General features: G+C 59.3%; 13 protein-coding genes and 1 tRNA gene. 7 read left to right on the plus strand and 7 right to left on the minus strand.

The window, feature by feature from the left end; genetic code table 11:
• The first annotated feature begins 11 nt into the window (after window positions 1-11).
• Window positions 12-866, plus strand: coding sequence for a DMT family transporter (locus tag KB890_RS14705; RefSeq protein WP_002922972.1), 855 nt, complete (start codon window positions 12-14; stop codon window positions 864-866).
• On the opposite strand, the gene KB890_RS14710 is transcribed toward KB890_RS14705, so the two are convergent.
• Complete coding sequence (locus KB890_RS14710; RefSeq protein WP_004181557.1) at window positions 856-1,416, minus strand: NUDIX hydrolase; 561 nt, start codon at window positions 1,414-1,416, stop codon at window positions 856-858. The two genes, KB890_RS14705 and KB890_RS14710, sit on opposite strands and share 11 nt — an antisense overlap.
• 165 nt (window positions 1,417-1,581) lie before the next feature.
• On the opposite strand from KB890_RS14710, the gene KB890_RS14715 reads away from it, so the two are divergent.
• On the plus strand, window positions 1,582-2,361 hold the full coding sequence (locus tag KB890_RS14715) for an MBL fold metallo-hydrolase (protein WP_004181556.1): 780 nt from the start codon (window positions 1,582-1,584) through the stop codon (window positions 2,359-2,361).
• A 21-nt stretch (window positions 2,362-2,382) separates the two neighbouring features.
• Complete coding sequence (locus KB890_RS14720; RefSeq protein WP_004181555.1) at window positions 2,383-3,336, plus strand: GlxA family transcriptional regulator; 954 nt, start codon at window positions 2,383-2,385, stop codon at window positions 3,334-3,336.
• On the opposite strand, the gene KB890_RS14725 is transcribed toward KB890_RS14720, so the two are convergent.
• Window positions 3,333-4,382 carry an NAD(P)-dependent alcohol dehydrogenase gene (locus KB890_RS14725; protein WP_002922967.1) on the minus strand — a complete coding sequence of 350 codons (1,050 nt, stop codon included), beginning with the start codon at window positions 4,380-4,382 and terminating at the stop codon, window positions 3,333-3,335. The genes KB890_RS14720 and KB890_RS14725 overlap by 4 nt on opposite strands.
• 372 nt (window positions 4,383-4,754) lie before the next feature.
• Here KB890_RS14725 and KB890_RS14730 point away from each other — a divergent pair, with 372 nt between their 5' ends.
• The gene (locus KB890_RS14730) at window positions 4,755-5,453 is read left to right on the plus strand and encodes a winged helix-turn-helix transcriptional regulator (RefSeq protein ID WP_004181554.1); all 699 of its coding nucleotides are present in this window, start codon (window positions 4,755-4,757) and stop codon (window positions 5,451-5,453) included.
• Between the two features lie 50 nt (window positions 5,454-5,503).
• Here KB890_RS14730 and KB890_RS14735 read toward each other — a convergent pair whose 3' ends face one another.
• From KB890_RS14735 to KB890_RS14750, 4 genes are all read right to left on the minus strand, one after another.
• The gene (locus KB890_RS14735) at window positions 5,504-5,794 is read right to left on the minus strand and encodes a putative quinol monooxygenase (RefSeq protein ID WP_002922965.1); all 291 of its coding nucleotides are present in this window, start codon (window positions 5,792-5,794) and stop codon (window positions 5,504-5,506) included.
• A 1-nt stretch (window position 5,795) separates the two neighbouring features.
• Window positions 5,796-6,803 (minus strand): zinc-binding alcohol dehydrogenase family protein, encoded by a 1,008-nt coding sequence (locus KB890_RS14740; RefSeq protein ID WP_004181552.1) that lies wholly within the window; start codon window positions 6,801-6,803, stop codon window positions 5,796-5,798.
• 112 nt (window positions 6,804-6,915) lie between these two features.
• Window positions 6,916-7,383 carry a DUF3237 domain-containing protein gene (locus tag KB890_RS14745; protein WP_004181550.1) on the minus strand — a complete coding sequence of 156 codons (468 nt, stop codon included), beginning with the start codon at window positions 7,381-7,383 and terminating at the stop codon, window positions 6,916-6,918.
• A 166-nt stretch (window positions 7,384-7,549) separates the two neighbouring features.
• Window positions 7,550-7,644 (minus strand) — tRNA-Sec (locus KB890_RS14750).
• Window positions 7,645-7,936: 292 nt separating this feature from the next.
• Here KB890_RS14750 and KB890_RS14755 point away from each other — a divergent pair.
• The 3 genes from KB890_RS14755 (at window position 7,937) to KB890_RS14765 (ending at window position 12,540) form a co-directional block, all read left to right on the plus strand.
• On the plus strand, window positions 7,937-9,331 hold the full coding sequence (locus KB890_RS14755) for a glycoside-pentoside-hexuronide family transporter (protein ID WP_004181549.1): 1,395 nt from the start codon (window positions 7,937-7,939) through the stop codon (window positions 9,329-9,331).
• A 12-nt stretch (window positions 9,332-9,343) separates the two neighbouring features.
• Window positions 9,344-11,662 carry an alpha-xylosidase gene (gene yicI / locus KB890_RS14760; protein ID WP_004181547.1) on the plus strand — a complete coding sequence of 773 codons (2,319 nt, stop codon included), beginning with the start codon at window positions 9,344-9,346 and terminating at the stop codon, window positions 11,660-11,662.
• A gap of 155 nt (window positions 11,663-11,817) precedes the next feature.
• Window positions 11,818-12,540: a MurR/RpiR family transcriptional regulator gene (locus KB890_RS14765; RefSeq protein ID WP_004173889.1), complete on the plus strand. Its 723-nt coding sequence runs from the start codon at window positions 11,818-11,820 to the stop codon at window positions 12,538-12,540.
• Between the two features lie 190 nt (window positions 12,541-12,730).
• On the opposite strand, the gene KB890_RS14770 is transcribed toward KB890_RS14765, so the two are convergent.
• Window positions 12,731-14,110, minus strand: coding sequence for a family 4 glycosyl hydrolase (locus KB890_RS14770; RefSeq protein ID WP_002922956.1), 1,380 nt, complete (start codon window positions 14,108-14,110; stop codon window positions 12,731-12,733).
• Between the last annotated feature and the right edge of the window lie 11 nt (window positions 14,111-14,121).

A 14,121-nucleotide genomic window follows, 5' to 3' on the forward strand; every position in this document is an offset into this window, starting at 1 on the left:
GAGAGGTGCGTATGGTACGCCAACGGCAGGCTGACCTGCTGCTGATTGCCGCGACGGTGATTGCCGCCTGCGGCTGGATATTTTCCCGCGAGGCGATCGCCGGCATGCCGGTGTTCGCGTTTCTTGGGCTGCGTTTTTTCTTCGCCGCGCTGCTTCTGCTGCCGTTCTGCCGCGGTTTTCGCCCGCAAAAGCAGCACTGGCCAAAACTCATCATCAGCGGACTCTGGTTTGCGCTCAACCTCTGCCTGTGGATCTATTCGGTCTCCACGACGGCGTCGCTCGGCGAAGGGGCGTTTATCATGAGCCTGTCGATGATGTTCGTCCCGCTGACCGCATGGGTGATGATGAAGGTGCGCCCGCCTCGCGCCTGGTGGGAGTGCCTGCCGATCGCGGTGGTAGGCCTGGGGCTGCTCAGTCTGCATATGCCGATAGCCTTCCACCCCAGCCAGGGCTGGTTTTTGCTGACGGCGCTGGTGCAGTCGATCTGGTTCTGTTACACCAGCCGCTGCGCGCGTGAAGTACCGCTGATCCCCCTGACCACCGTGCAGCTGGCGATCACCGGTATCGTCGGGTTGACCATCTCCGCTGCCGTTGAACGCTGGGACCAGCCGATGACCCTGCCGACTCTCGGCTGGTTGGTGGCCAGCATTGTCATCGCTACCAGCCTGCGCTTCGGTCTGCAGATGAAGGGGCAGAAGTATGCGGCGGTGGCCAGCGCGGCGATCATCATGGTGCTCGAACCGCTGCTGACGGTCATTGCCGCCGCGCTGTGGTACGGCGAACAGCTGCCGCTGCAGAAGATTATCGGCGGCGTGCTGATCCTCGTGGCCCAGCTGTGGTTCCGCTGGCGGATGCTTAAGCCGTAAGCGAGCCGCTTCGCCGCTGCGCCATCAGCTGCAGCAGCGGCACCAGCGACAGCCCGTCCGGCATCTCGCCGCGGGCGATCAGTTGGTTTATCTCGTCGAAGGTAAACCAGCCGGTCTCCATCACCTCATCCTGATCTGCATCCATCCCCACCCAGTGTAAACCGGTGGCCAGCCAGGTGATAAACAGCTGATCGCTGCTGCCGTAGGAGGGGTTAAAGCGAATGATCTCCTCAACGCGTTGCGCCTGCCAGCCGGTCTCTTCCCGCAGCTCGCGCAGCGCGGCGACCGCCGGGTCTTCCCCTTCATCGACGCCGCCAGAGGGGATCGCCCACACCACCTTATCGATCAGGTAGCGGTAGTGGCGAATCAGCAGCACTTTCTCATCCTGGATGGCCACAATCCCCACCGCCGGGCGCGGGTAATGAATGGAATAAAAGTCGCGGCGCTCGCCGGGGGCGACATCAATACCCACCTTACGCATGCTGAACCACGGCGTCTCGGCGATGACCTGCGGGTCGTGCATATCGGCGGCGGTCAGTTTCTTTTTCATCCTGCCACTCCTGTCAAAAATTGAGCCTTAAGAACAACATAGCCGGAGGCGGATGGCAACCGCCGCAGGTTGGCCCGATTTCATCGATCATTGCCCAAACGCCCCTGTTGAGCCAGGAGGGGACTCAGTACGATGTTCGTCAGATGACCCCAGAGGAATGCCAACATGAACATCACCCACATCCGTAATGCGACCCAGATTATTCACTACGCTGGGAAAAGATTTCTCATCGATCCGATGCTGGCGGACAAAGGCGCCTGGCCGGGTTTTCCGGGCACCGCGCGCAGCGAATTGCGCAATCCGCTGGTTGAGCTGCCGTTTTCCCGCGATAAAATTGTCGATGTTGATGCGGTGATCGTCACCCACACCCATGACGATCACTGGGACGCGGCAGCGATCGCCGCGATCCCGAAAACCCTGCCGGTGTTCGTCCAGCATGAGGCCGACGCCGCGCTGCTGCGCAGCCAGGGATTTCAGGATCTGCGCCTGCTGTCGGCAGACAGCGAATTTGCCGGCGTGCGTCTGCTGAAAACCACCTCCGGGCAGCATGGCAGCGACCGCACCTACGCGGTGCCGGCGATGGCTGAACGCCTGGGCGAGGCCTGCGGCGTGGTGTTTCGCCATCCGCAGGAGAAGACGCTGTGGCTGATGGGGGATACCATCTGGCGTGATGACATTGCAGCCGACCTGCTGAAGCTGCGCCCGGACGTGGTGGTGTTGAACGCCGGCTACGCCCACGTCATCGGCTTTGGCCCGATTATCATGGGCAAGGAAGATCTCCTGAACGTGCACTTCACCCTGCCGGAAGCGAAAATCATGGCTATCCACCTCGAGGCGGTCAACCACTGTCTGGTGAGCCGGGAAGAGATGCGCCAGTATGCGCTGGATAATCAGATTGCCGATGTGGTGAGTATCCCGCAGGATGGGGAAACCGTGGTTTATTAACATGCGCAAGGGGAAAGGACGATGAAACTCACCGACGTGGCGATTGTCGCTGTAGAGGGCTTTAGCCCGTTTCACTACGCCGTCCCCTGCATGCTGTTTGGCGATTCGGTTTCGGAAATCAAACGCTTTAATCTGCACATTTGCGCCGAGCGGCCGGGGCTGCTGCGCGCCCGCGATGGTTTTGCGCTGTACGCCACCGGCGATTTCGCCGCGCTGGAACAGGCGGATATCGTGGTGGTGCCTTACTGGGGCGAGGTCGATCGGCGTCCGCCGCAGGCGCTGCTTGATAGCCTGGTGCGGGCCCGGGATAACGGCGCGGAGATTGTCGGCCTGTGTCTCGGCGCGTTTGTCCTCGGCTACGCCGAGCTGCTGGATGGCAGGCGAGCGGCGACTCACTGGGAGTTCGAGCAGGATTTCCAGCGCCGGTTTCCGCAGGTGCAGCTGGATATCAACGCCCTGTACGTCGACGACCAGCGGATCATTACTTCGGCGGGCACCGCGGCGGCGCTGGACTGTTGCCTCTACATCATCCGCCAGCGTTTCGGCAGCCTCGCGGCCAACCAGATCGCCCGGCGGATGATTGTTTCGCCGCACCGCGAGGGCGGCCAGGCGCAGTTTATCGCCCAGCCGGTGCCGAAAAACACCCGCGATGCGCGAATCAACTGCCTGCTGGATTATCTGCAGCAGCATATTGCCGAGCCGCACAGTCTCGATTCGCTGGCCCGGGTGGTGGCGATGAGCCGCCGTACCCTGACCCGCCACTTCGCCCGGGCAACCGGGATGAGCATTACCGACTGGCTGACCGCCGAACGTCTGCGCCGCAGCCAGACTCTGCTTGAGGCGGGCGATCTGCCGGTCGAGCAGGTGGCGGAGGCGGTGGGCTATCTTTCAGCGGTCACCTGGCGCCAGCAGTTTAAAGCGCGCTTTGGCGTCAGCCCGACGGAATGGCGGCGTACCTTTCGTCGCGGCGCTTAGCCGGCGAGGGTCGCGCTGTCGATCACGAAGCGGTATTTCACGTCACCCTTGACCATTCTTTCCCAGGCTTCGTTGATCTCATCGCCGCGGATCAGTTCGATATCGGCGACGATGCCGTGTTCGGCGCAGAAGTCGAGCATCTCCTGAGTTTCCGGAATACCGCCGATCATCGAGCCGGCAATCGACCGGCGGCGGAAGATAAGATTGAACACTTCCGGCGACGGATGCGGCGTGGCCGGAGCGCCAACCAGCGTCATGGTGCCATCACGTTTCAGCAGCGTGGTGAAGGCATCGAGATTGTGCGGCGCCGCCACGGTGTTGAGGATGAAATCGAAGCTTTTGACGTGGGCCGCCATTTCGTCTTCATTGCGCGACACCACTACGTCATCGGCGCCCAGCGCTCTGGCCGCATTACGCTTGGATTCGGAGGTGGTAAAGGCCACCACGTGGGCCCCCATGGCGTGGGCCAACTTGATCCCCATATGCCCGAGGCCGCCGATGCCGACCACGCCGACTTTTTTACCCGGCCCGACGTGCCAGTGGCGCAGCGGCGAGTATGTCGTGATCCCGGCGCACAGCAGCGGCGCGACGGCGGCCAGCTGCGCTTCGGGATGGGTTATCCGCAGCACGTAGCGTTCATTGACCACGATCTGCTGTGAATAACCGCCAAGCGTGTGTCCCGGCGCGTCCTGGGTCGGCCCGTTATAGGTCAGCACCATGTGGTCGCAGTAGTTTTCCAGCCCCTCGGCGCACTCTTCGCACTGTTGACAGCTATCGACCATACAGCCGACGCCCACCAGATCGCCGACGGCGTAGCGCGAGACGGCGTTGCCGACCGCGGTCACCCGACCCACAATTTCATGCCCCGGCACGCAGGGATACAGCGTTCCCGCCCATTCCGATCGCGCCTGGTGGAGATCGGAGTGGCAGACGCCGCAGTAAGCGATGGCGATCTGTACATCCTGCGGCCCCGGGTCGCGGCGGGTGATGGCCATTGATTCCAGCGGCTGGCTGGCGGAGTAGGTACCAATAGCGTTGATCAGCATAGCGAAACCTCTTCTTGATGAATGGACTCAATAGAACGGGAGGGGAATGCGGCTGGTCAGTGGCATCGATAAGCGTAGCCTGGACTGGCCGAGATGCGAGGGGGAAAGCGGTAGAGAAACCCTCAGGCGCGGCCTTAACCAGCGCAGTAAATAATAAGATGGCCTTATCTTTATCGCCGCTAAGCCTTATAGGTATTTACGGCATATAGTATTATTTATTCCTGTAGAATAGAGATAAATAGTTATTGCAGATAATGATGCTTACACTCTTTTTATCCCCGTAACGTCTTGTCTTTTATTCGTTATTTCACCTGTTGATACTATGATTCTCAATGAATCACTTTTTCAACCTGACCTGATGGCATAAAAACCATGTCGATACCTGCAGCCAGCCTCTCTACCGACCAGGCGTTACCGTCTTTTTATTACGGAAGACAGACAAAGCCGTTATTCGCGGTGGAATCCCTGTTATCTGCGTTCCTGCCCGCCAGCTCACCCTTTGCGCTGCCGCGATCGACCTATTATCGTTTTCCGCCGACCCAGGCTGAATCCGGATTAATTCTGCTCGAAGAGGGGATTGCCTCGCTATGCCATGCGGAAAACAACATGGTGATATCAACGATATTTGCCCCTTCGCTATTGGGATTAATCGATGGTTACGGCGTCTTCAACGGTATTCCGGAAAAACACCACTGCTCTCTGTTTGCTGAGACAGATTTGCGCGGACGCTGGATAGGACACCAGGCCGCGGTCGAGATCCTCAATGCGCAAAACCTGTGGCAGGAGATGGCCCATGTTCTGGCGCAGCGGCTGATGGTGTTGAGCATGCGTTCGCAGGAGATGATGGGGGTGGATTCTTATCTGATGGTGCGAACCCTGCTAACAGAGCTGGCGGACTATCCGGAGGCATATCGTCGCCAAATCAACGTCCTGAGCTTTATTCAGCGCCGTACCAACCTGTCGCGCAGCCGCATTATGTCGATTCTGTCGGAGCTGCGCAAAGGTGGTTACATTACGGTCCATCGCGGTGTGCTGAGGACCATCGCCCACCCGCTTCCCGCCCACTTTTAAACCCGCGCGGCGGAGGGGCGTGATTTTCCCACCCCTCGTCAGCCGGTGGGCTAAGGCTCAACCGGCGTCAGAAAGTCCAGCCGCAGCGGCTCAGCCAGCAGAGACTCCATCTGCGTCATAAACGCCTGAAAATAGGGCATCGCGACATGGGCATCGAGGGCGTCCTGTCCCTGCCACGCCTCGCGCATATAGAAGGTGTCCGGCGCGTCGCGCAGCTGAAACAGGGCATAGTCGAGGTTGCCAGGCTCCTGTCTCGTCGGCAGGAGCAGCGCCTGCAGGGCCTGACGCAGGGCGTCCGTTTGGCCCGGTTTCGCCTTGAGCACGGCGATAAGCGATATCATCTTAAAACCCCTCCAGCACGATCTTGCCGACGGCGCGTCCGGTTTCCAGCTGGCGATGCGCTTTCTGCAGATTGGCGGCGGTGATGGCGCCGTAGTGTTCGCCAAGGGTGGTTTTGATAGTGTGGTTGTCGATCAGCGCCGCCACGCGGGTGAGCAGCTGATGCTGGGCGATCATATCATCCGTCTCAAACATTGAACGGGTGAACATAAATTCCCAGTGCAGGGACAGGCTTTTGGCTTTCAGCGGCACCACGTCCAGGGTCTCCGGGTCATCAATCAGCGCCAGCTTGCCCTGCGGGGCGAGGGCGTTGATCAGCGCGTTGAAGTGCTGCTCGGTATTGGTTAGGCTGGCGACATGGGTTACCGACGTGATACCAATGCGCGCCAGCTCGTCGGCGAGCGGCTTGCTGTGATCGATCACATGGTGCGCGCCCGCCTCGCGGACCCACTGCTGGCTCTCGGGACGCGAGGCGGTGCCGATCACCGTCATGGCGGTCAGTTTACTGGCCAGCTGGGTCAGGATAGACCCCACGCCGCCCGCCGCGCCGACGATTAGCAGCGTGTCGCCCGCATTGCCGCCTTCCTCAACGCCGAGACGGTGAAACAGCAGCTCCCAGGCGGTGATCGCCGTCAGCGGCAGCGCGGCGGCGGAGGCATTATCGAGGGTGCGCGGTTTGTGCGCCACCAGGCGCTCATCCACCAGCTGATATTCACTGTTGCTGCCGGCCCGGCCCAGCGCGCCGGCGTACCAGACCTCGTCCCCGGGCGCGAACAGCGTCACTTCCTCACCGACGGACTGCACCACGCCAACGGCGTCCCAGCCCAGCACCCGCGGCGTGTCGCCCTGAAAGCCGGCGCGCACTTTGGTGTCTACCGGATTGACCGAGATAGCCTTCACAGCGACCAGCAGATCACGCCCGTGGGCGGTGGGGATCGGCAGGTCGATCTCGGTTAAAGAAGGGATGTTGTTGCCGTCAGCGGCGGCTTGAGTAATGGCGATAGCTTTCATAACTGCTCCGGTCTGTGATTCGGGTGAATGAAAAGATGGAGCCATCGTAGACCGCTGCCGGGAGGGGAAAAACGGGCTAACGGCAATAACAGTTATATGCAGAAAGTGAAAATCAGCCCACCTGATAGAAGTCGAGCATCACCCCATCCTGGGTCCGGCCACCGGCGCAGATAAACAGCGAGGTGGTTAGCCAGCTGAGCGCGGGAGCATCCACCTCAAAGGTGGGCACGGTGCGAAAATAGATGGCTTCTGGCGGAATATCGCTAAAAAAGCGCATATCGTCGGCGAAAAGCTGGTCATGATACTGGGCCGGCACCCGGCGGATGCCATTGTTTTCCACATAGACCGTGCCTTCCGCCACCTGCAGGGCATAGCGGGCGGACAGCCTGCAGGTGCCGTCGGGTTCGATTATCTGGCTGTCGACGCCGCCGGGTAATACGTGGCCGCGAAGTTGACCCGAGACGCTGCCGCCGATAATCGGGATCAGCTGGCGCTTACCGGTCTGCGGGCTGCGGGAGACGATTATCGGTTTATCAACCTGGATGGTAATGGAAAAACAGTGTCTGAGTTCGGGGGTCATTATGGCTCTCCTGTTTCGGTTGGTAACGGCACACGGCCACCGCGCCAGTGTAACGGGTTTGCGAGAGACAAAATAACGCAGGGTTTGGATGAAAATGATTGGCTGGGATGATGAGTTTGGGGGGCTCAGGTTGGTATGGCGTGGCTGTGGGGGAGCAGAGGCAAACTGGCGGAAGATCACAGGAGTTGAACCTGCCCGGGACCGCTGGCGGCCCCAACTGGATTTGAAGTCCAGCCACCTCACCGGAGATGACGATCTTCCGCGCCTCGATTGCTACATGGAGGCGGGGCGCATTATAGCTACTTTCAGCCGTTTACCACATACCTAAACGCACTTTTTTACTGTTAAAACTGGACTTTACAGAACAGTCCTGGACAAATCCTCACAAAATCCGTGAGTTACACTTTTTCACTCCCTGATTCCCTACCACGATCACAGAAAACAAGAAACGTAATCTGATAACGAGATATCGCAATTCATCTTAGTGCGGCAAAGGTTTACAAAAACCGTAACCGGTACCAACCCTCGGTGCCGCTAAGGGAATAGTGCGCATATGAAAGATCACATTTTGTCCGTCAAAGAGAAAATTGGTTATGGCATGGGTGATGCCGCCAGCCACATTATTTTTGATAACGTCATGTTGTACATGATGTTTTTTTACACCGATATTTTTGGTATCCCCGCCGGCTTTGTCGGCACCATGTTCCTGCTGGCGCGCGCGCTGGACGCGATTTCCGACCCGTGTATGGGTCTGCTTGCCGACCGTACCCGCAGCCGCTGGGGTAAGTTCCGCCCATGGATCATCTTCGGCGCTATCCCGTTCGGCCTCGTCTGCGTGCTGGCCTACAGCTCGCCGGATTTAAGCCACAACGGCAAGCTGATCTACGCCGCCGTGACCTACACGCTGCTGACCCTGCTCTACACCGTGGTGAATATCCCTTACTGCGCGCTGGGCGGCGTGATCACCGACAACCCGACGCAGCGCATCTCGCTGCAGTCCTGGCGCTTCGTGCTGGCGACGGCGGGGGGCATGCTCTCCACCGTGCTGATGATGCCGCTGGTCAACTTTATCGGCGGCGAAGACAAAGCGCTCGGCTTCCAGGGGGGCATCGCGGTGCTGTCGGTGATTGCCTTCCTGATGCTGGCCTTCTGCTTCTTTACCACCAAAGAGCGTGTCGAAGCGCCGCCGAGCAGTACCTCGATGCGTGAAGACCTGCGCGATATCTGGCGCAATGACCAGTGGCGGGTGGTCGGCGTGCTCACCATCCTCAATATCCTTGCGGTCTGCGTTCGCGGCGGCGCGATGATGTACTACACCACCTGGATCATGGGCTCGGCGGCGCTGTTCACCGCCTTCCTCACGACCTACTGCGTCGGCAACCTGATTGGCTCGGCGCTGGCGAAACCGCTGACCGACTGGAAATGCAAAGTCAGCGTCTTCTGGTGGACCAACGCCCTCCTGGCGGTGCTCAGCGTGGCGATGTTCTTCGTACCGATGGACGCCGAAATCACCATGTTTGTCTTTATCTTCGTCATTGGCGTACTGCACCAGCTGGTGACGCCAATCCAGTGGGTAATGATGTCCGACACCGTCGACTACGGCGAATGGTGTAACGGCAAACGCCTGACCGGCATCAGCTTCGCCGGCACCCTGTTTGTGCTCAAGCTGGGGCTGGCGCTGGGCGGCGCGCTGATCGGCTGGATGCTGGCCGGCGGCGGCTATGACGCCGCCGCTAAAACCCAGAACAGCGCCACCCTCACCATCATTATCGCCTTGTTCACCCTCGTTCCGGCGGTGTGCTACCTGCTGAGCGCGGTGATCGCCAAACGCTACTACACGCTGAAAACGCCGTTCCTGAAAAAAATGATGGCCGAGCTGGCCGAGGGCGCGCGTCGCAACGAACAAGATTTCACCGCCGCCCCGATCGACAAAGAATGGCAAAACTAAGAGGACGTTTTAATGAAAATCAGTGATGGAAACTGGCTCATTCAACCAGGGCTCAACCTGATCCAACCCGTACAGGTTTACGAGGTGGAGCAGCAGGGGAATGAAATGGTGGTCTATGCCGCGCCGCGCGATGTCCGCGAACGCGCCTGGCAGCTGGATACGCCATTGTTCACCCTGCGCTTTTTCTCGCCGCAGGAAGGGATAATCGGCGTGCGTATGGAGCACTTCCAGGGCGCGCTGGATAACGGCCCGCACTATCCGCTGAACGTGCAGAAAGACGTCCATGTCGAAATAGAAAATACGGCCGGGTTCGCCGAGCTGAAAAGCGGCAGCCTCAGCGTGCGGGTGACTAAAGGCGAATTCTGGGGGCTGGATTTTCTGCGCGACGGCCTGCGTATCACCGGTAGCCAGCTAAAAAACAACGGCTACGTGCAGGATAGTAAGACCCAGCGCAACTACATGTTTGAGCGCCTCGACCTCGGCGTCGGCGAAACCGTCTACGGCCTCGGCGAGCGCTTTACCGCCCTGGTGCGCAACGGCCAGACGGTAGAAACCTGGAACGAGGACGGCGGCACCAGCACCGAGCAATCCTACAAAAATATCCCGTTCTATCTGACCAACCGCAGCTACGGCGTGCTGGTCAACCATCCGCAGCGCGTCTCCTTCGAGGTGGGCTCGGAGAAAGTCTCTAAAGTCCAGTTCAGCGTTGAAGGCGAATACCTCGAGTACTTCGTCATCGACGGCCCGACGCCGAAAGCGGTGCTTAACCGCTATACGCAGTTCACCGGCCGCCCGGCGCTGCCGCCGGCATGGTCGTTTGGTCTGTGGCTGACGACCTCGTTCACCACCAACTATGACGAAGCGACGGTGAATAGCTTTATCGACGGCATGGCTGAGCGCCATCTGCCGCTGCACGTCTTCCACTTCGACTGCTTCTGGATGAAGGCCTTCCAGTGGTGCGATTTTGAATGGGATCCGCTAACTTTCCCGGACCCGGAAGGGATGATCAAGCGCCTGAAGGCGAAAGGGCTGAAGGTCTGCGTGTGGATCAACCCGTACATCGGTCAGCGCTCGCCGGTGTTCAAAGAGCTGAAAGAGAAGGGTTATCTGCTGAAGCGTCCGGACGGTTCGCTGTGGCAGTGGGATAAGTGGCAGCCGGGGCTGGCGATTTATGACTTCACCAATCCGGAAGCCCGCCAGTGGTACGCTGACAAACTAAAAGGCCTGGTGGCGATGGGGGTCGATTGCTTCAAGACCGACTTTGGCGAGCGTATCCCGACCGACGTCCAGTGGTTTGATGGTTCCGATCCGCAGAAAATGCACAACCACTACGCCTTCATCTATAACGAGCTGGTGTGGAAGGTGCTGAAAGAGACCGTCGGCGAGCAGGAGGCGGTGCTGTTCGCCCGCTCCGCCTCGGTGGGCGCGCAGCAGTTCCCGGTGCACTGGGGCGGCGACTGCTACGCCAACTACGAATCGATGGCGGAAAGCCTGCGCGGCGGGCTGTCGATCGGCATGTCCGGCTTCGGTTTCTGGAGTCACGATATCGGCGGTTTCGAAAACACCGCGCCGGCCCACGTCTACAAGCGCTGGTGCGCCTTCGGCCTGCTCTCCAGCCACAGCCGGCTGCACGGCAGCAAATCCTATCGGGTGCCATGGGCCTACGATGACGAGTCCTGCGACGTGGTGCGCCACTTCACGCAGCTGAAATGCCGCATGATGCCGTATCTCTATCGTCAGGCGGCGCTGGCCAACGAGTGCGGCACGCCGATGCTGCGCGCGATGATGCTCGAGTTTCCGGACGATCCGGCCTGCGACTATCTCGACCGCCAGTATATGCTGGGCGATTCGGTCCTGGTGGCGCCGGTGTTCTCCGAGGCCGGCGAAGTGCAGTTTTATCTGCCGGAAGGGCACTGGACGCATCTGTGGCATAACGATGAATTGCCGGGTAGCCGCTGGCATAAGCAGCATCACGATGCGCTGAGCCTGCCGGTCTACGTTCGCGACAACAGCCTGCTGGCGCTGGGCAACAATGACCAGAAGCCGGATTACGCCTGGCATGAGGGCACCGCCTTCCAGCTGTTCCACCTTGAGGATGGACGCGAGGCACGCTGTGACGTTCCGGCGGCAGACGGCTCGACGATCTTCACCCTGAAGGCCAGGCGCCAGGGTAACGCCATCGCCGTGAGCGGCGAAGGCGAGGCCCGCGGCTGGACGTTATGTCTGCGCAATATCCCGCAGGTCGCGGGCGTGCAGGGCGGTACGCAGACCGGTAGCGAATGGGGAGTGGTAGTGAGCGCCGAGGGCAATACGCTGACGATTACGTTGTAAATAGGTTAACAGCAGCAGCCCTTTTCGCCAGGCGGAGAGGGTTTTTTTATTCCATTTTTGTACAAAAAGTAACGTTCATTTCATTGTGGTGACTCAGGCCGCAGACGCGGTTGTCGAACGGTGTTAGCGTATTCTGCCGCTGAGAGGAGCCCGCCATGGACGTAGAAAATATCTTTCGTGACGTGAAGCTAAGCAAAACGGAAATGACCGTGCTGCGCTTTATTCAGAACGACCCGGAGCAGTGTATCCGCCAGGGAGTTCGCGCTGTGGCCGAACAGTGCTACAGCAACCCCTCTTCCCTGGTCCGGCTGGCGAAAAAACTGAAGTTCAGCGGCTGGCTGGAGCTGGTCTATTTCATCAAGTTCAATATCACCATGCCGAAGCTCGATGTCACCAACGATATCGACTACATGAGCGTTCAGCCGGAAGAAGCGCTGACGCCGCTGCTGGCAAGCCTTAAACAGCAGCGCATCCTGATCCACGGCAGCGGCTTTTCACAGCTGATCGCCCAGTATATTTACAACAAGTTTCTCGTCACCGGCGTGAATGCCAGCCTGGCGCTGTGGCCCGATTACGAAATCCTCGAACAGAAAAACGCCGCCTGCTTCGACTCCATCTGGATCATTTCTAAATCCGGGCGCAGCAGCTCGGCGCTCAACTGGGTTAAGGCCCTGGAGGGGAAGGAGATTAATCTGGTCTGCTTTACCGGCGACTACCAAAGCCCGCTGGCGCAGGCCGCGGATACGGCGTTTATTATTCACGACCCGCAGAAGTTCGATGATGATATTTACTGGAGCAACCCGTTTTTCGGCTACTGCATCTTAGGCTTTGAGCGACTATTGAAGATGTGGTTTACCAGTCTACGTAGCAATAGTTAGCCCCCGCTAAGCGCGGTGCGAGCGGGGGGAGTTCCCGGATGGCGGCTGGCGCCTTATCCGGGCTACCGGGTGATACGGCTATTTTGCCGGGTGGCGGCTTACGCCTGACCCGGCCTACATAAAACACAAACCGCTCCGTTCGTAGCCCCGCTAAGCGCGGTGCGAGCGGGGGAATCCCATCGGCAGCGGATTACCGCCAGGCGGCGAACTGCTCATCGTCGAGATAGGCTTCGACCAGGGTTTTCGCCAGCGAATAGGAACCGATCAGCGGGTGCGCCATCAGCGCCCGCACCGCCAGCGATTTATCCTGCTGCAGGATCGCCGCCACCGCCAGCCGCTCATACTCTTTCACGCAGGCAATCATATTCTTCTGCGCCGTCGGTACCTTCACCGGCGTCACCGGCTTGAGGCCATCCCGGCTCAGGTCGCAGCTGATCTCGATCACGTCGTCAGGGCGCAAAAAGTCGAGCGTGTCGTGATTCTGGATCGACACCACGATCCGCTTGGTGGTGGTGCTGTTCACCGCTTCCAGGATATCCAGCGCCACTCCGGCATAGCCGCCGGTGTCCGGCTCTTCGATAAACTGGCGCAGCGTCAGCGGTTCGCGGGTGTGGAATTTCTCCTGCCGGGATTCGTTCTGCATATAGCTGTTTTCCCGGCGTAGGTAATGCTGCATCCAGATGGTGAAGGCGGCCTCCGGTTGCGTTCTGGCATCCACGGTGCGCAGTGCCTCGCGCATCTCCTGATTGATGCGGGCGATCTGCTCTCCGCGCGTCTCGCCGGCCCCTTGAATCGCCTTCAGCGCCTCGTCGCGATAGTAGTAATAATAGAGATATTCATTGAGGAGCTGATTATCGCAAAGCCGTACCAGCTCCGGGGAGAAGTACTGCATCGCCGTCTTCTGGTACAGTTCCGGGCTGGCGATCAGCCGTTCGGTCACCTCTTCCCCACGGACGGTGAAGTGGGTAAACCAGGAGAAATGGTTCAGCCCATAGCATTCCACGCTGAGGTCGCGCTCCTCACAGCCAAGGATCGCCGGCAGTTCACGAATCAGCTCGGAGGGGGCATCGCAGATCCCATAGACCCGGCGCTTAAAGCCGGACTTAATAATCGCTTCCGTCACCAGACCTGACGGGTTGGTAAAGTTAAACAGAATAGCGTCTTCGGCGGCATGTTCTTCGATCAGCCGGCAATAGCGAAGGATCGCCGGGATCGAGCGCATGGCCATCGCGAAACCGCCGGCGCCGGTGGTCTCCTGGCCGAGAGTGTTATGCTCAAGCGCAATACGTTCGTCGCGAATGCGGCTTTCATCGCCGCCAACCCGCAGGGTGGTAATGATATAGTTGGCGTCCTGCAGCGCTGCGACCGGGTCGGTGGTGGTACTAAACTGAATATCCGGGCGAATGGTATTAAATACATAGCGGGCAATTTCGCCAAATATCGCCAGATTATCAGCAGAGTTATCGAGAAAAACGACTTCTGTTAAACCAATGCGGTGAGCGTTATAGGCCAGAGATTTCGCTAAAAATGCAGAGCGAACGCCGCCCCCGCCTAATACGGTTAATTTCATAAATACTCCTC

The sequence above is a fragment of the Klebsiella sp. P1954 genome, assembly GCF_018199955.1.
GTDB lineage: Bacteria > Pseudomonadota > Gammaproteobacteria > Enterobacterales > Enterobacteriaceae > Klebsiella > Klebsiella pneumoniae.